The 20,663-nt window shown below is 46.2% G+C and carries 19 protein-coding genes; 15 read left to right on the forward strand and 4 right to left on the reverse strand.

The window, feature by feature from the left end:
- Position 1 precedes the first annotated feature (1 nt).
- On the forward strand, positions 2 to 634 hold the full coding sequence (pyrE, locus tag BMZ71_RS02020) for an orotate phosphoribosyltransferase (RefSeq protein WP_086987980.1): 633 nt from the start codon (positions 2 to 4) through the stop codon (positions 632 to 634).
- Between the two features lie 211 nt (positions 635 to 845).
- Here pyrE and BMZ71_RS02025 read toward each other — a convergent pair whose 3' ends face one another.
- Positions 846 to 2,549, reverse strand: coding sequence for an NFACT RNA binding domain-containing protein (locus tag BMZ71_RS02025; RefSeq protein WP_086987981.1), 1,704 nt, complete (start codon positions 2,547 to 2,549; stop codon positions 846 to 848).
- A gap of 1,440 nt (positions 2,550 to 3,989) precedes the next feature.
- Here BMZ71_RS02025 and trpX point away from each other — a divergent pair.
- The 11 genes from trpX to coaBC all read left to right on the forward strand — a co-directional run bounded on the left by trpX (position 3,990) and on the right by coaBC (position 14,723).
- Positions 3,990 to 5,033, forward strand: a complete 1,044-nt coding sequence (gene trpX, locus BMZ71_RS02030) for a tryptophan ABC transporter substrate-binding protein (RefSeq protein WP_245734364.1) — start codon at positions 3,990 to 3,992, stop codon at positions 5,031 to 5,033.
- A 5-nt stretch (positions 5,034 to 5,038) separates the two neighbouring features.
- Positions 5,039 to 5,935, forward strand: coding sequence for an ABC transporter permease (locus tag BMZ71_RS02035; protein ID WP_086987982.1), 897 nt, complete (start codon positions 5,039 to 5,041; stop codon positions 5,933 to 5,935).
- A complete protein-coding gene (locus BMZ71_RS02040; protein ID WP_086987983.1) occupies positions 5,928 to 6,722 on the forward strand; it encodes an ABC transporter ATP-binding protein in 795 nt (264 codons plus the stop codon). The genes BMZ71_RS02035 and BMZ71_RS02040 overlap by 8 nt, the downstream gene beginning before the upstream one ends.
- Positions 6,723 to 6,741: 19 nt before the next feature.
- Positions 6,742 to 7,596 (forward strand): LD-carboxypeptidase, encoded by an 855-nt coding sequence (locus BMZ71_RS02045; protein ID WP_086987984.1) that lies wholly within the window; start codon positions 6,742 to 6,744, stop codon positions 7,594 to 7,596.
- A 398-nt stretch (positions 7,597 to 7,994) separates the two neighbouring features.
- The gene (locus BMZ71_RS02050; protein WP_086987985.1) at positions 7,995 to 8,936 is read left to right on the forward strand and encodes an aspartate carbamoyltransferase catalytic subunit; all 942 of its coding nucleotides are present in this window, start codon (positions 7,995 to 7,997) and stop codon (positions 8,934 to 8,936) included.
- A 29-nt stretch (positions 8,937 to 8,965) separates the two neighbouring features.
- Positions 8,966 to 10,243, forward strand: coding sequence for a dihydroorotase (locus BMZ71_RS02055; protein ID WP_086987986.1), 1,278 nt, complete (start codon positions 8,966 to 8,968; stop codon positions 10,241 to 10,243).
- Between the two features lie 89 nt (positions 10,244 to 10,332).
- Positions 10,333 to 10,986, forward strand: coding sequence for a YczE/YyaS/YitT family protein (locus BMZ71_RS02060; protein WP_086987987.1), 654 nt, complete (start codon positions 10,333 to 10,335; stop codon positions 10,984 to 10,986).
- Positions 10,987 to 11,104: 118 nt separating this feature from the next.
- Entirely contained in the window at positions 11,105 to 11,344 is a 240-nt protein-coding gene (nrdH, locus tag BMZ71_RS02065; protein WP_068559518.1) for a glutaredoxin-like protein NrdH, read from the forward strand.
- Between the two features lie 136 nt (positions 11,345 to 11,480).
- Positions 11,481 to 11,897, forward strand: a complete 417-nt coding sequence (locus BMZ71_RS02070; protein ID WP_086987988.1) for an OsmC family protein — start codon at positions 11,481 to 11,483, stop codon at positions 11,895 to 11,897.
- Between the two features lie 102 nt (positions 11,898 to 11,999).
- Positions 12,000 to 13,478 (forward strand): hypothetical protein, encoded by a 1,479-nt coding sequence (locus BMZ71_RS02075; RefSeq protein WP_086987989.1) that lies wholly within the window; start codon positions 12,000 to 12,002, stop codon positions 13,476 to 13,478.
- Between the two features lie 24 nt (positions 13,479 to 13,502).
- On the forward strand, positions 13,503 to 14,723 hold the full coding sequence (gene coaBC, locus BMZ71_RS02080) for a bifunctional phosphopantothenoylcysteine decarboxylase/phosphopantothenate--cysteine ligase CoaBC (protein WP_086987990.1): 1,221 nt from the start codon (positions 13,503 to 13,505) through the stop codon (positions 14,721 to 14,723).
- Positions 14,724 to 15,352: 629 nt separating this feature from the next.
- Here coaBC and BMZ71_RS02085 read toward each other — a convergent pair.
- Both BMZ71_RS02085 and BMZ71_RS02090 read right to left on the reverse strand, forming a co-directional pair.
- Positions 15,353 to 15,736: a hypothetical protein gene (locus tag BMZ71_RS02085; RefSeq protein WP_086987991.1), complete on the reverse strand. Its 384-nt coding sequence runs from the start codon at positions 15,734 to 15,736 to the stop codon at positions 15,353 to 15,355.
- A 172-nt stretch (positions 15,737 to 15,908) separates the two neighbouring features.
- Positions 15,909 to 16,439, reverse strand: coding sequence for a redoxin domain-containing protein (locus BMZ71_RS02090; RefSeq protein ID WP_177187457.1), 531 nt, complete (start codon positions 16,437 to 16,439; stop codon positions 15,909 to 15,911).
- 301 nt (positions 16,440 to 16,740) lie between these two features.
- Here BMZ71_RS02090 and BMZ71_RS02095 point away from each other — a divergent pair, with 301 nt between their 5' ends.
- On the forward strand, positions 16,741 to 17,874 hold the full coding sequence (locus BMZ71_RS02095; protein ID WP_218142757.1) for a hypothetical protein: 1,134 nt from the start codon (positions 16,741 to 16,743) through the stop codon (positions 17,872 to 17,874).
- A 13-nt stretch (positions 17,875 to 17,887) separates the two neighbouring features.
- Positions 17,888 to 18,565 carry a PspA/IM30 family protein gene (locus BMZ71_RS02100; protein WP_086987993.1) on the forward strand — a complete coding sequence of 226 codons (678 nt, stop codon included), beginning with the start codon at positions 17,888 to 17,890 and terminating at the stop codon, positions 18,563 to 18,565.
- A 158-nt stretch (positions 18,566 to 18,723) separates the two neighbouring features.
- Here the strand turns inward: BMZ71_RS02100 and BMZ71_RS02105 are convergent, their stop codons facing one another.
- Positions 18,724 to 19,275: a tyrosine-type recombinase/integrase gene (locus BMZ71_RS02105; RefSeq protein ID WP_086987994.1), complete on the reverse strand. Its 552-nt coding sequence runs from the start codon at positions 19,273 to 19,275 to the stop codon at positions 18,724 to 18,726.
- A gap of 366 nt (positions 19,276 to 19,641) precedes the next feature.
- On the opposite strand from BMZ71_RS02105, the gene BMZ71_RS02110 reads away from it, so the two are divergent.
- Complete coding sequence (locus BMZ71_RS02110; protein ID WP_086987995.1) at positions 19,642 to 20,610, forward strand: DUF1002 domain-containing protein; 969 nt, start codon at positions 19,642 to 19,644, stop codon at positions 20,608 to 20,610.
- Positions 20,611 to 20,663: the final 53 nt, after the last annotated feature.

Raw genomic sequence — 20,663 nt, forward strand, 5'->3', positions numbered from 1 at the left:
AATGACGATAGCAAAAGAAGTAGCAAAATCATTATTGGATATCAAAGCAGTGAGCTTAAGCCCACAGAACCCCTATACATGGGCATCAGGGCTCAGAAGCCCAATTTACTGCGACAATCGCGTCACGATGAGCTTCCCGGCGGTGCGCAAACAGATTGCACAAGGTCTGGCTGATCTGATCAAAGAAAAATATCCGGATGTAGAAGTGATTGCCGGAACTGCGACTGCAGGAATCCCGCACGCAGCTTGGATCGCTGACATTTTGGACTTGCCGATGGTTTATATCCGCAGCAAAGCGAAAGACCACGGAACAGGCCGAAAAATCGAAGGCAAAATCACTGAAGGCCAAAAAATGGTCGTAGTCGAAGACTTGATCTCCACAGGGGGCAGTGTCATCGAAGCTTCCAAAGCAGCTGAGTCGGAAGGCGCAAATGTATTGGGTTGCGTTGCGATCTTCACTTATGAATTGGCTAAAGGCACAAAAAATTTCGCCGATGCTGGTCTTGCGATCGACACATTGTCCAACTACAGCACACTTTTGGAAGTCGCGCACGAAACTTCGTACATCACCGAAGCTGAAATGGACTTGCTGAAAGACTGGAGCAAAGACCCCGAGAACTGGTACAAAGGGTAAGTCATATATTTATTCATAAGAGGCGAATGGGTTTCCTGAGAGGAGGATGCCCATTTGTTTTGTTTATCGGACAAGCTTGCGAGTGAATGTGTTATGGTTGTCCGATTCTGAATGGTTATCGGACAGCCTCGGTATCATCAAGTAATGATTTTCGAGAAAAAAAGGTACCGACTCTCTATAACCGAGTCGGTACCTTCTTTTTTTTGCCGCATCAATCCGCTTTTAAGGATTTAATCAGTTCTTTGTCTGGGGTCACGTAGACCGTCTTCTGGCCTTCGTAGATGACAAAACCAGGTTTTGCGCCATTCGGTTTGCGGATCTGCTTGACGGCCACATAATCGACCGGAACATTGGCTGAGTTCTGGAATTTGGAATAGTAAGCTGCAATGTTGGCGGCTTCCAGTATCGTTTCCTCACTCGGGTTGTTGCTCTCGATGATGACGTGCGAACCAGGGATATTTTTGGCATGCAGCCAAGTATCCGTCTTTTTGGCGGTCTTCAGGGTCAATTGATCGTTTTGTAGATTGTTTTTGCCGACCAGGATGCTGGTGCCATCAGTGGATCGGAAACGATGAGGTTTGCTTACTTTTTTCTTTTTGTTCTTCAGTGATTGCTTGCGCTTCAGATAACCCGATTCGCTCAACTCATCCTTGATTTCTTCCAAGTCCTGCGGATCGGATAATTGGATCTGTGTTTCGATTGTTTCAAGGTATTCGTTTTCCGCATGCGTCTGCCTGATCTGTTCGTTGACGTGGTTCACAGCGGTAGTCAGTTTCTGGTACTTCGAAAAGTACTTCTGCGCATTCTGTGAAGGCGTAAGGGAAGGATTCAGAGTAATCGCGATCGGTTTCTCATCGTCGTAGAAATTATTCAGCACAACTTCTTGTTGGCCTTTATTGAATTGATGCAGATAAGCAGTCAAAATCTCGCCTTTTATCCGGAAAACATCCGCTTTCTCGGTTTCCAGCAAAGTTTGATCGAGTTTCTGCAACTTCAATTGATTTTTCTTCCGTTCGGTACTGACGATCTGAAGCAGGTCTGAAGCGACTTGATGGATGCGGTCGCGTGTTGCTTTTTCCGCATAGTAAGCATCCAATAACTGACTGAGGGTAGCGAACGACTGCTTTTCACCGATCAGGCTTTCATAAGGGAAGGGCGTAAAATGCTGTTTCCTTTCGCTTTCGTCCGTCAAGGTCGGCATCACCGATTCCAGCCTTTCCTTGAAAAGCTGGATAGCGGCCGTCACCGAGTGATTTTCTGCAGTGGCATACTGCGCTATTTCCTGCGCAGAATCGCTTCCAAGTCCTTGGAATGTCTGTTGCAAAGCCTTCCGCAAAGGGGTTTCAGGATCGAATTGGGCAACGGTGCTTTCGATTTCTTCTGGTTCAAGCGCAAACAAATCCGAACGGTCCTGATGAGGGGGCAGCTGGTAAACTACTCCCGGATGCAGCGGCCGGAAGCTGTTCTGGTAGAAAGGCACGTGCTTCAGGCAATCGATGATGATTCTGGACTCCTTGTCGATCAAAAAGATGTTGCTGTGACGCCCCATCAATTCGACGATGAGTTCCAACTGCTGTTGATCGCCCAGTTCATCGAAGTTCCGGAAAGAGAAGATGACGATTCGGTCATTGCCCAATTGGCGAATGCCCTCAATGATTGCACCTTCCAGTTTTTTTCGGAGCACCATACAAAAGTTTGGAGCCGACTCCGGATTGGATAATGAATCTTCAATGATTTGCAGCCGCGCGTATGAAGGATGCGCAGAAAGCAGCACGCGTTTATTTTTTCTGTTGGCACGCACTGTTAAAATAATTTCGTGCTGAAAGGGTTGATGAACTTTTCCGATTCTTCCGTTTTCCAACTCTCGGTTCAGTTCACTCACCATCGCACGCGTAAAAATACCATCAAAAGACATGGATGCACCTCCTATGGGCATGTCTGAATATGCTTTAACATTATAACACAATACCCAATCCGAAAAAACTGGGTAGACTACGTCCAGAAGAGCAGGGCGACCATTCGACTTCCGTTCTGTCGGAATCAGGGGAGATATGGGTATGAAACAAAATACCGTTAGTTTTCCACCCAAACAAACAAGATAGTGATAGTTAATTTATTTTGATGGATTTTTCGTATTTTAATGAACACGATTGTGGATTGTGTCCGGTAAATCGTACGAAAACAAACCGTTGCTCATGAACAAAATGTAAAGATAATACAATCAAAAGCTTATAAATAGGTATTTTAAGATGTTTTTGATGGAGTTTTCAGAGATCTAGTTAGATTGTTTTTTGTTATCGGAACAGGGGTCAGCTAACTATTTTCAAGGTAGATAATCAGTAGGTCTTTCGGTAAAAAATAAATTTATAAACTTTTACTGAAATAAAGTTGCTTTTATCTGTGGGGTGCATTATACTGTAAAAGTAATCGAAACATGAATTCCATTGGTAGCGCTTTCCGTCTGATTCGTCTGAACCCGGCTTCAAGGTGGTGGGTTATCCCCCTCCCATTATGGAGCGCTAATTGTTCCTTCGTAATCTTGAGTAAAACCTATCCAGTCGATTGTCGTGCCGTGTTGCAGGAAAGAAGGAATGTGTTTTCCGAACTGAATCCATCGCGGCATCGAGACTTGGGGGTATGTCGCTTAGAAAAAAACTCATCGTAATAGTGATGGGCACTAACCTTGGGGGGATGGAGTACGTAATGGATGAATCAATACAAACCAATGCAGGGTGATTTGCTCAGTTTATCATAAACCGCATGCGCAAAATTATACTGCCATTATCCAATGGATAGCCATCTTCTTTTCTGCACGCCGATTACTGCCACTTATCAAAGTGGTAAGAATTATTTCGAAATTCGGCATTACTTTGTTCTACAAAATACAGATTAGATATCAAAGGATAGATGAACAAGCACGGTACAGGATTCCCCTGCTCCCTTGCTTGTTTATTTTTGATCCGAAGCTTATGGAAGGTTTTATGAGAATACCTCATCTTTTTCTAATCCAACTCTTGACTTTGTTTTTTGCATTGGGTACTATTGGATTATCACTAAATAAAAGGAGCAATCAATCATGTCAGCATATACACGCGTTTCCAAAATGAATTTTTTTGATTGGCAAAGCCACGTGGAGTAGGTTGTTCTTTGTGACGTATTGATTGTCCGTAGATACAGCCTCAGATGAAACATCTGAACAGTATCTATGTGGATTACTAAAGATATTTAAGCCGCCACATAGACAATATCGGTCTGTGTGGCGTTTTCTGTATTCAGCCGCCATACTTCGTTCAGATGGCGGCTTTTTTATCACCTTTTTACAGAATAAGAAGCAGAAAAATTGGAGGAATCAGAAATGAAAAAATTATTCAGAGTACGCGCAAGCATCTTGACCTTAATGGCAGCGACAGTATTAATGGCATGCGGCAATACGGAGGGCAATAATGCGGACACCTCTTCGGACGGTTCTGCAGCAAGCTCCACCGACAGCATCAACTCGGATTTGCCTTACATCGGTATTATGCAATTGACTACCCATCCGGCACTCGATCAGATTGGGGAAGGTATTATCGACCAATTGGAAGAAGCCGGCTATGTGGATGGCGAAACAGCAACGATCGATTTCCAGAATGCGCAAGGCGATCAGTCCAATATGCAGTCGATAGCGGAGCGGTTCGTTTCGAATGATGCGGATATCATGATCGGCATCGCTACCCCTGCAGCACAAGCGTTGGCGAACGCATCCAGCGATATTCCGATCATTTTGGGAGCCATTACGGATCCGGTGGCTGCGAGCCTTGTGCAGTCAATGGAAAAACCGGGCGGCAACATCACCGGCGTCAGCGACAAGACTCCGGCCCGCGATCAGTTTATTTTGATTCAACAATTGCTTCCTGATGCCAAAACGGTCGGTATCCTTTACTCATCAGCAGAGGACAATTCAATCAGTTCCGCTAAAGAGGCTGAAGAAATTGCTGCTTCATTAGGCTTGAAGACCGTCACGAAAACAGTCACTTCAACGAACGATATCGCGCAAGTCGCTGAAAGCCTTGCTTCCGAAGTGGATGCCATCTACGTACCGACAGATAATACTATCGCAAGCGGACTGGCTACATTGATCCCTGTTGCGGACGCGTATAATATCCCTGTATTCCCGGCTGTGGACACAATGGTTGAAGAAGGCGGATTAGCGACAATCGGTTTGAATCAATATGCATTGGGAACTCAAACGGGTGCTGTTGCGGCTGATATCCTGGCTGGGGCCGATCCCGCTACTTACCCGGTACAGTACGCGACCGGGATCCAACTGGTCATCAATCGAGCAAAAGCGGACCAATTGGGCATCACGATTCCTGATGATATCGCACAGAATGCCATCTTTGTAGGAGAAGGAGAGTAGATTTAATGAACATGATTATTTCCGCCGTCTCCCAAGGGTTGCTCTGGAGTATTCTGGCACTTGGTTTATTTGTAAGTTTCCGTATTTTAGATTTAGCCGATATGACAACCGAGGGGGCGTTCCCTCTCGGTGCGGCTGTGGCTGTTCAAGCCATCACTTTAGGAGCGAATCCGTATATCGCGATTATATTTGCCATCATTGCCGGCAGTTCAGCCGGACTGATCACTGGCTTTTTGATCACAAAACTGCAGATTCCCAGCCTTTTGGCAGGTATTCTGACGATGACCGGCCTCTATTCCATCAACCTGCGCGTGATGGGAAGAGCAAACATCAGTCTGTTGGGCAAGAATACAATCTTCACGGTTTTCGAAAATATGAATCTTCCCAGACATTTCGACACCATTACCTTAGGCTTGTTGGTAGTCGCCATGATCATTGGGCTCTATGTCATCTTCTTCAAAACGGAATTCGGTCAAGCTGTCATCGCAACGGGTGACAATGAAGCGATGGCCCGCTCGCTGGGTATTTCCACAAACACGATGAAAATCGTCGGATTGATGATTTCGAACGGGATCGTTGCTTTGGCGGGGTCCATCATCGCCCAGGACAATGGCTACGCCGACATCAGTATGGGTATCGGAACGATTGTCATTGGTCTTGCTTCGATCATCATCGGCGAAGTATTGTTCACGAATGTCTCTTTCAAAATGCGTTTGGTTTGCCTGATGCTGGGTTCGGTCCTGTACCGACTGATCATGGTGATGGTATTGGAGGCGGGAATGAACCCGAATGACTTCAAGTTGATTTCAGCTGTATTGTTGACCTTCTTCTTGGCGTTGCCGAAAATCAAGGAAACCTACTACATGTATTCATTGCGAAAGAAGGTGAAGCGAAATGACTAATCAGGAAGCGATGTTGACGATGTCACATGTCTCCAAAACGTTCTACCCTGGTTCGCCCAATCAGGTCAACGCACTGCAGGACGTCAATCTAACGGTCAGACAAGGCGATTTCATCACTTTGGTCGGAGGCAACGGAGCCGGCAAATCAACCTTGTTGAATGCCATTTCCGGAAACTTCCTGCCTGATACAGGCGATATCATCGTAAACGGACAAAATGTTACCTTCTTCAAAGAAGACAAACGAGCGCCTTACATCAGCCGGGTCTTCCAGGATCCAAAAATGGGGACGGCCCCACGGATGACGGTGCAGGAGAATTTATCCTTGGCATACCGCCGAGGCCAAAAACGGACGCTGCGTTTCGGAACTTCGCATGAAGAAAAAGCGTTCTTCAAAGAGGAACTGAAAAAATTGGGCTTAGGCCTGGAAAATCGGATGGGCTCGGATATCGGGCTGTTGTCGGGCGGTCAGAGGCAAGCCATCGCTCTGCTGATGGCAACGATGAAACGACCGGATATCCTGCTGCTGGATGAACATACGGCAGCCTTGGATCCGAAAACGGCCAAATTGGTTCTGGAATTGACGAATCAACAGGTAATCGACAACAACCTCACCAGCATCATGATCACCCACAATCTGCAGGACGCGATCCAATACGGAAACCGCATGCTGGTGCTGCATCACGGTCAAATCATGAACGATTACGACGCTGAAACGAAGAAAACATTGACGCCCGAAAAAGTATTTGCTGAACTTCAGGAATTATCCATCCAAGATATCTTGGTCTGACAGAAAGGTAGTGATCTTTATGTGGCATCCGGGAGATGCGATCGGCTTCATCAGCTGTTCGAACGGATTAACGAATAATGATCGCTCGTTGGAAATCGTTTCGTCGCTCAGCCGGAAACTCAAGGATGATTTTGGCCTTGAGACCGTAATGAGTGATGTCCTTTTCCTGGATAAAGAGACACAGCAAACTGAGGCCCCTGCATCCCGTGCAGGGGCTTTGTTGTCCCTATACTCCAACGCGAGCGTAAAGGCGATATTTGACTTATCCGGCGGGGATTTGGCCAATGAAATATTGCCTTATCTCGATTTCGGGATCATCAAAAGAAATCCCAAGCCTTATTTCGGATACAGCGATAATTCCGTGATCGTGAATGCGATCCAAGCCAAAACCGGCATCCAGAATATCCTCTATAATCCCAAAGTGCTCGTGAGCCGGGAGGAAGCATTCCAGACACAAGCCCTCCGTGATTTATCCAGCCGAAATGATGCAGACTGGACTGAAACGTTCGAAACAAGCGGAAATAATCCCTCTGAGCAATCTTCGGCAGTTTTTGCAGGCGGGAATCTGCGCTGCTTCCTGAAGCTGGCAGGAACCCCTTATTGGCCGGAATTGGAAAACAAAGTGTTGGTCCTCGAATCGGCAGGCGGCAGATACGAAGCGATGTGCAGCGGCTTGGCTCAACTGGAACAATTGGGCGCGTTCGAAAAGATCAACGGCATGCTCATCGGGCATTTCACGCAAATCGAGTTAGACGGAAAAAGGGCCGCTTTTATGTCTGTGTGCCGCAACTACGCTTCGCGGTACGGGTTCCCGTTATTGGAAACGGCCTTCATCGGACATGATGACCGTTCCAAGCCGATGCGCATCGGCTGAGGGGACTGTGTCCAGTTTGATCGAGAAAAAACACAGCATCCGCCTGGCCAGCATTGACAAAAGCAACTGTGCGCGTTATTATTTTAGCAACAGAATGAATTTCCTTTAACGAGAGTCCAGAGAGACTACTAAGGAGCATGTCAGGCGTACTGCGCCTTCATCATGACTTTATGCCCATTGTCTCTTTGACCATGGGCTTTTTTTCTGGAGATTTATCCTATCGCACAATTTAATAGCGAATGTGAGACTTTAAGGGGGTCCTGTGAGGCCCGCAAGGTCACTAGATGGCCGCTCTGTATCTAAATCCGGGAGCGGCTGGCCTAGAACCTGAAGAGCTTACAAATTCTTCGGGTTCTTTTTGCCTCCATTCACAAAAAAACTAATTGGAGGGCTTTAAAATGATGCAGACTACAAATCAGACCGCATTAAAAAACTTTGTAAGTGTCGAGGAACTCACGAATCTGGAAATCATGTCACTGATCCTACGTGCATCCGAATTCAAAAGTGGTGTCCAACCTGACAGGACTTTGACTGAGGGAATCTACGCTTCGAACTTATTTTTCGAGAACAGCACTCGCACACACAAAAGTTTCGAAATGGCGGAACACAAGTTGGGGATGAAAGTCATCAGTTTTGACACTTCGACCAGCAGCGTCAGCAAAGGCGAAACACTTTATGACACAGTCCTGACCTTATCGGCGATCGGCGTGGATGTGGTCGTTATCCGCCACAGCGCAGAAGCTTATTACAAGGAATTGATCGAAAGCCCGGGCGTTACTGCATCCATCGTGAACGGCGGTGACGGCGCCGGCCAGCATCCGAGCCAGTGTTTGCTTGACCTGTTGACGATCTATGAAGAGTTCCATACTTTCAGCGGTGTGAAGGTGGCCATTTGCGGCGACTTGTCGCACTCGCGCGTCGCCAAAACAAACATGCAGATGCTACAACGCCTTGGAGCGACCGTCTATTTCACGGGTCCGGAAGAGTGGTACGATTCTACTTTCGACCAATACGGCACGCACATGGACATTGATGACATCATCGGAGAAGTCGATGTCATGATGCTGCTCCGCGTCCAGACGGAACGCCATGGCGGAAAAGCAATGCGCTATACAAAAGCAGAGTATCTAGACCAATTCGGACTGACAGTCGCTCGGGAAGCACGCATGAAGGAAACAGCCATCATCATGCATCCCGCTCCTGTCAACCGCGACGTGGAATTGGCGGACAGCCTAGTGGAATGCCGCCGCTCACGGATCGTGACGCAAATGAAAAATGGCGTCTTTGCCAGAATGGCCATCTTGGAAGCCATCGTAAACGGAAGAACAACGAATGTATAACAATAACAATTCACCAGTGGAGGGATAACATGTCAGTTTGGATAAAAAATGCGAAAATGTTGGGTCAAAAAGAGGAACTTATTCCTGTAGAGATATATGTGAAAGACGATAAAATTGCCACAATCGGCCAGGATCTGCAAGGAACGGCTGAGGATGCGACAGTCATCGATGCCAAGGGCGGTCTGGTAACTCCTGGATTGATCGACGTGCACGTGCACTTGCGTGAACCAGGATTCACCTATAAAGAGACAATCGAAACAGGAACACAGGCAGCCGCTCGCGGAGGTTTCACGACAGTCTGCGCAATGCCGAACCTGAATCCAGTTCCGGATACCGCAGATAAATTCGCTGCAATCCAACAACTGATCAAAGACACAGCCATCATCAAAGTCAAACAGTACGCGCCCATCACCGAGAACTTGCGCAGTGATGTCCTCACCGATCAGAAGCAATTATTGGAAGCCGGCGCTTTCGCTTTCACTAACGATGGTGTAGGTGTCCAAACAGCTGGAACGATGTATTTGGCAATGAAGGAAGCCGCAAAGAATAACGTCGCTCTTGTTGCGCATACAGAAGACGATTCGCTGTTGTTCGGAGGCGTGATGCACAAAGGCACCCGTTCCGACGAATTGGATCTGCCGGGAATTTTGAGCGTTACGGAATCCACCCAAATCGCCCGCGACGTGCTTTTGGCGGAAGCGACAGGCTGTCATTACCATGTCTGCCACGTTTCCACAAAAGAGAGCGTACGCGTCATCCGTGATGCCAAGCGCGCTGGGATCCATGTCACTGCCGAAGTCGCACCACATCACTTGATTCTGATCGATGGTTCCATCCCAACGGATACTGCCATCTACAAAATGAACCCGCCATTGCGCGGCGCTGAAGACCGCGCAGCCTTGATCGAAGGTTTGTTGGACGGCACAATCGACTGCATCGCAACCGATCATGCACCGCACGGCGAAGAAGAAAAACAAGGCGGTATGGTCGGCGCTCCATTCGGCATCGTGGGCATCGAGACTGCTTTCCAATTAATGTATTCCAACTTCGTCTTGGGCGGCGTCTTCACCTTGAAACAACTGGTTGATTGGATGACCGTCAAGCCAGCAGCATTGTTCGGTATGGGGTCAGGAACACTGGATATCGGTTCCCAAGCGGACATCGCCATCTTCGACTTGGCCAACGAATACGAAATCCGCAGCGAAGACTTCCTTTCGAAAGCGACAAATACGCCATTCACCGGCTGGAAAGTAAAAGGCGAAACGCTGTATACATTAGTGGACGGAAAAGTCGTCTACTCAAAATAAATAGAAGATCCGGAGTAGGCAACGAATTGCAATTCGTTGCTTATTTCTTTATAATGACTTAGCAGAATAACGAATGGATAGGTGAAAAAATGACGAAACATTTAAAGAACATGTTATTGGTCATCGTGGCGGTCATCATAACCGCTATCGGTGCGAGCATCACAGTGAAAGCTAACGTCGGCGTTGGTGCCTATGAAGCCCTTAACATGAGCATCAACCAACTTTCCGGCATCAAAATCGGGACGCTGGCAATCATTTTGAATATCACATGTGTAGGCATCCAATGGCTTTTGATGAAAAAAGATTTTTCGCTCAGACAATTGTTTCAGATTCCTGTCACATTGATTCTCGGCCAAGTGATGAACCTGATGCTTTATACAGTTTTTTCCGGTTTGACGATCGACCAGTACTGGGTGAAGATCGCCATGGTCATTTTAGGGGGCATCATAGCCGCAATCGGGGTCGGATCGATGATGGCTTTAAATTACATCAGTATGCCTTTGGAGGGTGCTTGTATGGCCTTCAGTAACCGTTTCGGCTTCAACTTCGGGAAAGTGCGCCAAATAGTCGATGTGTTGTTGATCGCAGCTGCTTTGCTGATCGCATTCTCAACCGACACCGCCATTACCGTACGCGAAGGGACCATCATCAGCATGCTTTTCTTCCCGCCAAGCATGAATTTCGTCTATGAAAAAATCAGATCTTCGGCCGCTGCGCAGGAACTCTCCATCGATCTGGACTGATTCATTTAGTCATAAACCACTAGATATGGTTTGTTTTTTAATCGATAATACTGTATGATGTATCCATAAGCTTTATTCGAAAAAAGTTTTTATCGGATAATCAATGGAGGGAACCATCATGTCGAACAAGAATGTCACAGTATACACGAAACCAAATTGCATGCAGTGCAATTTCACAAAGAAATTTTTGGATGACAACAGCATCCGTTATGAAATCAAAGATATCCAGGAATCCGAAGTGGCCCTGGCTGAAGTCAAAGAGTTGGGTTTCCAATCTTTGCCTGTAGTCGTCTTTGATGGCGTTGAGCCATTTTTCGGCTTCAGACCTGATTTGCTTGAACAATTGATCACCGCGTAATCGCTCCACATCCGACAGCACCAGATTTCCCTTCAGGGGATATCCGGTGCTGTTTTTTTCAGCCAAATGTTGTAAATCATGTTAAGATAGAGGAAAGAAACTACAAGTACTGCGGTAAGAAAGGGGACTAATTAAAATGAAAAATTCTTTATATCATACGGAAATTATCAATGATGAGGGATTGAACGGGAACGTATCTGTTTCGGATGGGGAATCCCTGCAAACTTCAGATCCACTGAAAGATTTAGCCGGCTTCAATCCGGAACAGTTATTTGGCTTGTCATGGGCGACTTGCTTGAATGCTACAATTGAGGCTTTGCTTAAAGCGAGGAAAGCCGAGGCGAGAAGCAAAGCGGAAGTCCATGTCGATTTCTGCAGGGAAGAAGACGGAAAAGGCTTTTATTTCGATCTGAAGGCCTTTGTTTCAGTCGAAGACATGGAATTGGCGGAAGTCGAGAAACTTGCGCAATCCGCCCATAAACGCTGTCCAGTTTCAAAAATCATCGGTGACTACAACCATGTCACCATCGAAGTTGTCCCTTTCACAGAATAGCGCCTTTTAAATCGTCTGCTGCAATTATCAACTAATCCGAATCACTTTGCATCAGTCTGTTTTGTGATAAAATAGTTAAAAGCAGAAAAGGTGGCGTAGCATATGTTAAAGGACTTTGATTTTGATAAAAAAGACAAGACATTATCCGGCACAAAAAGGTCTGAACTCGGCAGAGAATTGGCCGCTTTGCAAAGAAAATTGGTCAATAGCGATTCATCCATGCTGATTGTCGTCGATGGCTGGGAATCCTCAGGAAAAGGGCATATATTGAAGGATCTGACGAGAGAATTGGATCCGCGTTATTTCGAAGTAAGCGCCTTTGATGATGCCTTGGACGATTTCGCAGAGCGTCCTTTTTTGTGGCGTTTCGCACGGGATTTACCCGGAAAAGGGAGGATCGCTTTTTTTGACCGGAGTTTCTATTCTGAACTCATGAACGATCTGAAAGTGAAGGATGAACGACTGGAACATCACCTTGGCTATATTAGTTTCTTGGAGCGGATGCTGGTTGCTGATAACACGATTGTCCTGAAACTGTTTCTGCACCAGTCCGAAAACACGATGGAAAAACGGATTTCGAAACTGAAAGAAGATCCTTACAGAGAATTCCTCATCACGAAAGACGATGAAAAACAACTCAAAAAGTACCCTAAATATTTGAAACATTTCGATAAAATACTGGAAAACACAAATTTCGAATCGTCTCCGTGGCACGTAATTTCTTCAGAGGATCTGAAAGACGCTTCCCGAGAAGCGATCAGCATCGCAATCAGCACTTTGAAAAGTCATCTTGAGCAGACCGAAAAGAAACCACCCGCGCCGATACGTTCCGGCCTGAAGGAAAAGCCACTGGCCAAAGTCGATCTGAAAGCCGCCATAACGGAAGAAGAGTATGAGGCGCAGCTGCCAAAACTGCAGGAAGAAGCGGGGCAATTGGTCTACGAAATGTGGCTGAAAAAGATTCCGTGTATCCTTGTGTTCGAAGGGACGGATGCAGCCGGCAAGGGTGGTGCAATCAGCCGATTAACGAGACTGATCGACCCCCGCAGCTATGATGTCGCCACGACAGCAGCACCTACGGAAAACGAGAGCCGCTATAACTATCTTTGGCGTTTCTATCAGACATTCCCGGTAAAAGGAAAGATGACCATCTATGACAGAAGCTGGTACGGCCGCGTATTGGTTGAACGGGTGGAAGGTTTCGCTCCAGAGTACCGTTGGGCCGCTGCCTATGATGAAATCAATGAAATGGAACACAACTTGGTCCATGACGGCTTGTTGATCATTAAGTTCCTGATCGTGATCGACAAAGAAGAGCAAAAACAGCGCTTCAAGGACCGGGAAAGCGATCCGGAGAAGAATTACAAACTGACCGACGAAGATTGGCGAAACCACGAAAAATTTGAGCAATACGAAAAAGCAATGAACGAAATGATCGCCAGAACGGACACGAAAGATGCTCCGTGGATCATTGTCGAAGGAACCCAAAAAGAATATGCCCGGATTAAAGTATTGAAGGAATTCATCAGCCGGGCGAGAGCCTTCATCGATAGCCAAGAGGGCAACAAGCAAGGAAAATAGTCGAATGTAAGCGGGGCGTATAATTTGTTAACAAACAAGAAAGTAACCATCTATGTAACAGGCGGCATCGCAGTCTATAAAGCAGCCGATCTCGTCAGAAAATTCATTAAAGCGGGCGCTGAAGTTAAAGTCGCGATGACCGCTTCGGCCCAGGAATTCGTAACGCCGTTGACATTCCAAGTATTGAGCAAGCACGATGTCTATACAGACACATTCGATGAAAAAGATGCACAGTTCGTCAGTCATATCCATTTGGCAGATTGGACGGAGCTTGCAGTCATAGCGCCAGCAACAGCAAACATCATCGCCAAGATGGCGAACGGCATTGCCGATGATTTTGTGTCGACTGCGCTATTGGCTACGACGGCTCCACGCCTGATTGTGCCTGCCATGAACCAACATATGCTGGAGAATCCGGCTACAGCCCGGAATATGGAAGCTCTGAAAAGTTACGGCTATGAAATCATGGAACCTGACACAGGCTTTTTGGCTGAAGGTTATGAAGGCAAAGGGCGCATGCCTGAACCGGAAAAAATTGTGGAGGCCGCACAGCTGGTCGTTCTGAATAACGCCAAAGAACTGCCTTTGAAAGGTAAAAAAGTGCTCATCACAGCAGGAGGAACAAAAGAGCGCATCGATCCGGTAAGATTCATCAGCAATGATTCTTCCGGAAAAATGGGCTACAGTTTGGCTAAAGCCGCCCGTGATTTAGGTGCTGAGGTGAAATTGGTAACCGCAACGAATCTATTGCCGATACCTTTTGGAGTCGAATCAATTTACGTACAATCATCCGAAGAAATGGAATCAGAAGTTTTAGATAAATTTCACAATCTAGATATGGTCATCATGGCAGCGGCTGTATCTGATTACAGACCGAAAACACAAGCAAACGTCAAAATCAAGAAAACAAACGAGGATTTAACTTTGGTTTTGGAGAAAACGACAGATATTCTGGCTGAACTAGGAAAAAGAAAAACAGGCCAATTTTTGATCGGTTTTGCGGCTGAAACGAATGATGTCGAACATTATGCGCTGGATAAGCTGAAACGCAAAAATGCGGACATGATCGTAGCAAATGACGTTTCGAAAGAATATGCAGGTTTCAACAAAGAAACAAATGAAGTGACCATTTTTCAAGCGGATAAAGAACCAATCCAAATTTCGGTGCGGTCAAAAGATTTGATTGCTGAAGAAATCTTGTATGCAGCGATCGATTCGATGCATGATGATGTTGACGCGGGATAAGTTAAAATGACGAATAAATAATAATATATAGCAAAATTGCGATAACGTTGATTATTTCGCAATTTTGCTATTTTTATGCGGTATGGTCCGGACGATTATGGTTATCTCAGTATATGATCATTTTTATATTTAACTTAGTATAATATATATTATGTAAACTAGAATATAGAATTTTTGCAGATAGGATTTGATGCGGCCATAATCCCCCGTTTTTCACGTATTTGCAGGTCCAGAATATCTATTGATAATTATTGGCATCAAAAGCATCATTTTTTATATTCATCCGTTGGATTCGTTGCTTTAGGGTTAATCAAATCATAAATGCTGGCAGTTTAACAAAATAATTAGCTGGACGGTCAGCCATTACAAGCATTTATAGATTAGATTGACATGAATATAATCAGGCCGCTGCAGATAATTATTGTTGAAGGGCCGCTGATTAAGGTTATTGAACCGCGATTGAAGAAATCTAAGGAATCTTAAGGTACAGGCAGGTTTGCATTGGTATTTGAGTCATTTGACGCGACTGACGACATTTTTCATATAAATAGGCTTATCTGAGCTGCATGGACGGGATTAAATCCTGCTCGAATCACAGATAAGCCTAAGCACACTTTATAGTATAGTTTTCAGTCGAAATACGCAAAAAGCTTCTCTTTGACTTCCTCAAGAAATTCTAAATCTGAAGCAGTAGGATTTTCGATTTCCAGCAATGTGAGATAATCATCCGTATCCACGCTGTTGAGGACCAGTTCGGCTAAAGAGCCATGGGAAAATTTGTTCATACGGATGTCGAGCCCAGCTTCGAGATAGGCACGATTGCAACCTGAACAGGACTGAACCTTCCTGATCAAATCATCATAATTCACGTTTTTTCTTTGCTCTGTCACGATTTCTTCCATGAAGGTGAGGATATCTTGTTCCGTTTGACTCTTGTATTCTGGGGCCACCCTTTCTTTCAGAACCAGCAAAAACTGCTCCAATTTCAATCTGTTGACTGTTACGTTTTTCATAGTACCATTCACTCCTCGCTCCAGACAGGCTTCCAGCGTCGTTTACACTTATATATTACCACCTTGGGAGCTGATTGGACGAATGATACCATTTGTAGAATAGGCAACAAAAAAGCGGATGCGCCCTTTCCTTCTCTAGGAAAATGGCCGTATCCGCTACTTTTTTCTATTTTCAGCTTCCTACAGGCACAGCCTGCAGCATTTGGTACAATTCTGATGGAGATGGCACATCGCTGATGTTTTCGGAGTAATGGCTCAAAACAACCTGCCCTTTTCTGTCCACGACGATTGTCGCCTGCAGTTGCAGTTCATTGCCCTCAAAACGTTGACATTCAATCCCATAGTATTCGAATTCCAGCAGTTTTTCTTCGGAAACGCCGTAAACAAGATTGCGCATCGAGTCCGATGAAGGGATATCAAAGTGCTCATACAAGGATTGCTCAGGGTCCGCTATGACGGTGAACGGAATGTTCATTTTAGCCGTTCTCTCGGAAACAGCGGCTTCTGCCCCTTGTATTACCATCATGATCTCGATCCCTTGGTCTTTGAGGAAATGATAGGCATCCCGGTATTTCAGCATATCGAGTTGGCTCATGCCGCAGCCCAGATGTCTCAGGAAAATCACCGCAGTGAAATCTCGTTTCAGCTGAGATTGGAAATTTTCACAACTCCCATTCTTCATCAAAAATAAAAAATCGTCCATTTCTGCTCCTTCGGTCAACTTCACTTGGCCCACCCCTTCCGCATTTTGCTGCAATACTATGATTATCGTGCAGATTTCCGTTCCATTAAATAAATTTGTTTAATCCAGGTAAGCATATCTTACCGTTTCTTCCAGATTTTGTCGATGATAGTGTTACATTACTTGTAAGAAAATCTGACATGCATTTTTCTGAAAGCTATAAATGTTGTCTTATTTATCCAATGGCTTTAAATTGACGGCGCTTACGCACTGCGATAGATTGACTTTGATGAGGAAAGCAAGTACTCAAGGAGGTGTATATATGGCAAGAGGTGGCGGTGGCGGATCACGGGGAGGTGGTGGTTCTTTCGGTGGCAGCCGTAGTAGCGGCGGTCGCGGCAGTTCCTTCGGCGGAGGATCCTTCGGCAGCAGCAAAAGTGGTCGTGGTGGTGGAAGCAAAGGAAGTAGCGGATCTTTTGGGGGCGGCGGGTTTAATATCCCCCGTTCTTCCGGTTCAAGCGGTCCGATTTTCCGGAGTGGCCCCATTATCAGAGGCCCATCTTCCGGCGGTCCTAATTACTCTGGTGGTAGCCCTAGAGGTGCTCCGGGCTGCGGTTTAGGCTGCGGTACGATCGCACTGGTTGTGATCATTCTGGCTATTGTTTTCGGTTTGGTTTTCTCCTTCAACACGGGATCTTCTCTTTCCGGTTCGGGCGGGAATAACGAAATCACCCTTTCTACAGTGGAACGGGAGCCCCTTCCGGATGGTTCGGTCACGGAAACGGATTATTACACAGACACAATCGGTTGGATCGGAAACCGTTCTGAATTGACCTCGGGGATGAAGCATTTCTACGAAAAAACCGGCGTGCAACCCTATCTGTACTTGACGGATGACATCAACGGTTCGACGAATCCCTCGATGGAGGATTTGGAAAGCTTCGCGAACGAAAAATATGATGAACTATTTGCGGACGAGGCCCATCTGCTGTTGGTATTTTTCGAATATCAGTCCAGCATGTACATGGATTATTATGTAGTCGGTACCCAGGCGGCCACTGTCATCGATACCGAAGCCGGTGATGTTCTGCTTGATTACATCGATTCCTACTATTATGATGACAACAGAACGGACGAAGAGTTTTTCAGCGATGCATTCCGGGATTCCGCAGACCGCATCATGGAAGTGACGCGTTCCCCGTGGATCGCTGTTCTGATCGTTTTCGGAGTCATCATTCTGCTCGCCCTTCTGTTCTTCTGGTGGCGTCATGCAAAAAAACAAAAGAACCTGGAAGCGCAGCAAACGGAAGATATTCTGAAGACGCCGTTGGATACTTTCGGCAATACTGAGGCGGAAGAACTGAGGAAAAAATATGATGCCGATGTCCCGCAGAAAGTCGATACCAGCCCTACCCCGCAGGCAGAAGACGAAACCCAGGAAGACACGAACCCATAAGGAGGAAACGGAAATGGCAATACTGGAAAGATTCTCGGATATCATCAGTGCAAACATCAATGCTTTGATCGACAAAATGGAAAATCCAGCCAAAATGATCGACCAATACCTGCGCGACATGATGGAAGATTTGGCTGAAGTCAAAAGGAGCACAGCTGGTGTTATGGCGGAAGAGACCCGGACCAAGCGTTTGGTCGATGAAAATCAGGCGGAAGTCATCAAATACACCGATTATGCCAAAAAAGCTCTGGAAGCCGGCAACGAGAACGACGCCCGCATCTTCCTGAGCAAAAAACAGGAATTGGAAAATGTAGGTGCAGGCTTGGCGACTTCATACGCCTCGGCTCATGAAAATGCCGTCAAGATGCGTCAGATGCACGATAAACTGGCAACCGACATCGAAACGCTCAAATCCCGCCGCGAAATGATCAAATCCAAGATGGCGGTCGCCAAAACCCAGGAAACACTCAACAAAGCGACGGATTCCATCGCAAGCACGAAAGGTGCCATGAGCTCTTTCGAACGCATGGAAGAAAAAGCCGACAAAATGTTGGATGAAGCGAATGCGATGTCCGAGTTGAACATGACACCGATCGACGAAGCGAAGGCACTGGAAGAAAAATACGCCAGTCAAGGCTCGGCATCTGTCGAAGATGAGCTTGAGAAAATGAAAAAAGATATGGGATTATAAATCACCATCAAATTAAAAAAGTGCACCCTGCCGACTTTAGATGGCAAGGTGCACTTTTTGCTGTTTTTGCGGAAACGCATTTTGAGGCGATTTCAATCGGGAATGTGTACCCACCATCACGAAACTCTCTCAAAACACGTTATTCTTTTTTATGGGTGTTAAAATCCGAAATCAACCCGTTTGTATACGTTGTTGATGTTCTCCTGGGTGATGTCTATATAGCGGAGCGTGACCGCCTGCGAAGAGTGCTGAAAGATTGTCTGGAGCAAGGAAATATCGACGCCCTGCTTATAGGAATGGTAGCCGAAGCTCTTCCGCAGCGAATGGGCACTCAAGGTGATGCCGATCATATCCCCGGCATGTGCGATGATGCGGTGTGCCTGCGTTCGCTTGATGTGGCTGCTCTTGTCGGCGTTGGAATAGAACAAATAGTCAGCAGCAGTCAGCCCTTCCCGTTCCACGTAATCCGAAATGGATTGCTTCAAACGGTCATGGATGGCCAGCTCCTTCTTCTTGCCTGTTTTCATCTCGACGATCTGATACGACTCTTTCCCCAGCACTTGCCCCACCTTCACGTTCAGGATGTCGCTGATGCGCAGACCTGTCCGGATAGCATACTCCAGCAGCAGGCGATTTTTCGAATGAGGCGGATAAACGTCCATCAATGTTTGAATTTGGCTAATGTCTTTGATTGCATGAGTGGTATTCACTGAAATGTCCTCTTGTTTCCTCTATTTTATCCCCTCCGATATCCGGGGGTTTTCGGGTGATTTCGCTAAAAAAAGCATACCATTTCGGCATTGATAAATCAACGTTTCATAGGGAACACAATTATACTTGTGTTCCTTCATTTGGTGTCCAAATTCATAATTTGAACGGCTGCAGAAACGACTTTTGAGACGATTTCGCGCATGACTAAGGACAACGGTGCGTGAAACGGTACAAATGGCCCCTATTAGGGAATACTTTGACTTTCCGCCGCGGAAGCTTCATACTTATTTAATAAAATCATAATACATTTCGTAGTCTATCTTTGATACAATTTTAGCAAGCTATGAAAGAAAGAAGGTTAAACCATGAAACTGAAAAAAATGATGACAACAGGTCTGGCTTCATTGGCCTTATTGGGAATTACCGCTCCGGCAGCGTTCGCCGATAAAGTCGCAATCGAACCGATCTTCACTTACGGCGAAAGTCTGAATGCCGCCCAACTGGAGGAAACCAGAGAAACACTGGGAGTGGCCGATGGGACGAATGAGTTGATTGTGGCCGTCAATGAACTGAACGGCTTGCTGCAGGATGATTATCCTTATAGCCAAGTCTATTCGAGCACGTACATCACGCCTGCCGACAGCGATGGTGCTGTTTCGGTGGAAATCCTGACTCCCGAAACAATCACCGCCATTACAGAGGCGCAATACAAGAATGCAGCCATCACTGCGGGCGCAGTGGATGTGGACATCAAGGTAGCGTCCGCCGTAACCGTTGACGGGTCCGGCGCATTGGCCGGTGTCTACAAAGCTTTTGCTGATTCAGGGAATACATTGGACTCTGAAGCCGTAGGGGTAGCCCAGGAAGAATTGGCTGTCACTTCTGCAGTTACCGAAGAAAATAAAGACAACAGCGGGTATTCGGATGAATTGATGAACGCAGCGATTGTAGAAATGAAACAAGATATCCAAGAAGCTAAGGATGCCAACAACGGGACCCTCAGTGCAGATGAAATCCGTAAGATAGTCGAGGATGTGCTGAAAAACTATAACCTTGACAGCATCCTGTCAGCGGACAACATCACAAATATCCAAAACTTGATGATAAATTTTGGTGACATCAATCTGACGGCCGAGCAAAAAGAACAGATCGCAGCTTTCGGTAAAGAACTGCAAGCCACTGGCGGAAAATTGTTCGAGAAGGCAAAAACAGCCTGGAGCAATGTCGATCAAGAACAACTGAAGGAAGACAGCATGGGCATTTGGGAATCCATCGTCCAATTCTTCACGAATCTTTTCGGCGGGAATGACAGCACTACAACCGAAACCGAATAACCCAAGCTTCAACAACTGGATAACGAAGAAGCCTCCCTTTCTGTATACGTCGA

Source organism: Trichococcus flocculiformis (assembly GCF_900113645.1).
Lineage (GTDB): Bacteria > Bacillota > Bacilli > Lactobacillales > Aerococcaceae > Trichococcus > Trichococcus flocculiformis.

Excerpts from the sequence above, each read along its gene's own strand:
- pyrE (WP_086987980.1), top strand. The coding sequence starts at position 2 with ATGACGATAGCAAAAGAAGTAGCAAAATCATTATTGGATATCAAAGCA.
- BMZ71_RS02025 (WP_086987981.1), bottom strand. The coding sequence starts at position 2,549 with ATGTCTTTTGATGGTATTTTTACGCGTGCGATGGTGAGTGAACTGAAC.
- trpX (WP_245734364.1), top strand. The coding sequence starts at position 3,990 with ATGAAAAAATTATTCAGAGTACGCGCAAGCATCTTGACCTTAATGGCA.
- BMZ71_RS02035 (WP_086987982.1), top strand. The coding sequence starts at position 5,039 with ATGAACATGATTATTTCCGCCGTCTCCCAAGGGTTGCTCTGGAGTATT.
- BMZ71_RS02040 (WP_086987983.1), top strand. The coding sequence starts at position 5,928 with ATGACTAATCAGGAAGCGATGTTGACGATGTCACATGTCTCCAAAACG.
- BMZ71_RS02045 (WP_086987984.1), top strand. The coding sequence starts at position 6,742 with ATGTGGCATCCGGGAGATGCGATCGGCTTCATCAGCTGTTCGAACGGA.
- BMZ71_RS02050 (WP_086987985.1), top strand. The coding sequence starts at position 7,995 with ATGATGCAGACTACAAATCAGACCGCATTAAAAAACTTTGTAAGTGTC.
- BMZ71_RS02055 (WP_086987986.1), top strand. The coding sequence starts at position 8,966 with ATGTCAGTTTGGATAAAAAATGCGAAAATGTTGGGTCAAAAAGAGGAA.
- BMZ71_RS02060 (WP_086987987.1), top strand. The coding sequence starts at position 10,333 with ATGACGAAACATTTAAAGAACATGTTATTGGTCATCGTGGCGGTCATC.
- nrdH (WP_068559518.1), top strand. The coding sequence starts at position 11,105 with ATGTCGAACAAGAATGTCACAGTATACACGAAACCAAATTGCATGCAG.
- BMZ71_RS02070 (WP_086987988.1), top strand. The coding sequence starts at position 11,481 with ATGAAAAATTCTTTATATCATACGGAAATTATCAATGATGAGGGATTG.
- BMZ71_RS02075 (WP_086987989.1), top strand. The coding sequence starts at position 12,000 with ATGTTAAAGGACTTTGATTTTGATAAAAAAGACAAGACATTATCCGGC.
- BMZ71_RS02085 (WP_086987991.1), bottom strand. The coding sequence starts at position 15,736 with ATGAAAAACGTAACAGTCAACAGATTGAAATTGGAGCAGTTTTTGCTG.
- BMZ71_RS02090 (WP_177187457.1), bottom strand. The coding sequence starts at position 16,439 with ATGGACGATTTTTTATTTTTGATGAAGAATGGGAGTTGTGAAAATTTC.
- BMZ71_RS02095 (WP_218142757.1), top strand. The coding sequence starts at position 16,741 with ATGGCAAGAGGTGGCGGTGGCGGATCACGGGGAGGTGGTGGTTCTTTC.
- BMZ71_RS02100 (WP_086987993.1), top strand. The coding sequence starts at position 17,888 with ATGGCAATACTGGAAAGATTCTCGGATATCATCAGTGCAAACATCAAT.
- BMZ71_RS02110 (WP_086987995.1), top strand. The coding sequence starts at position 19,642 with ATGAAACTGAAAAAAATGATGACAACAGGTCTGGCTTCATTGGCCTTA.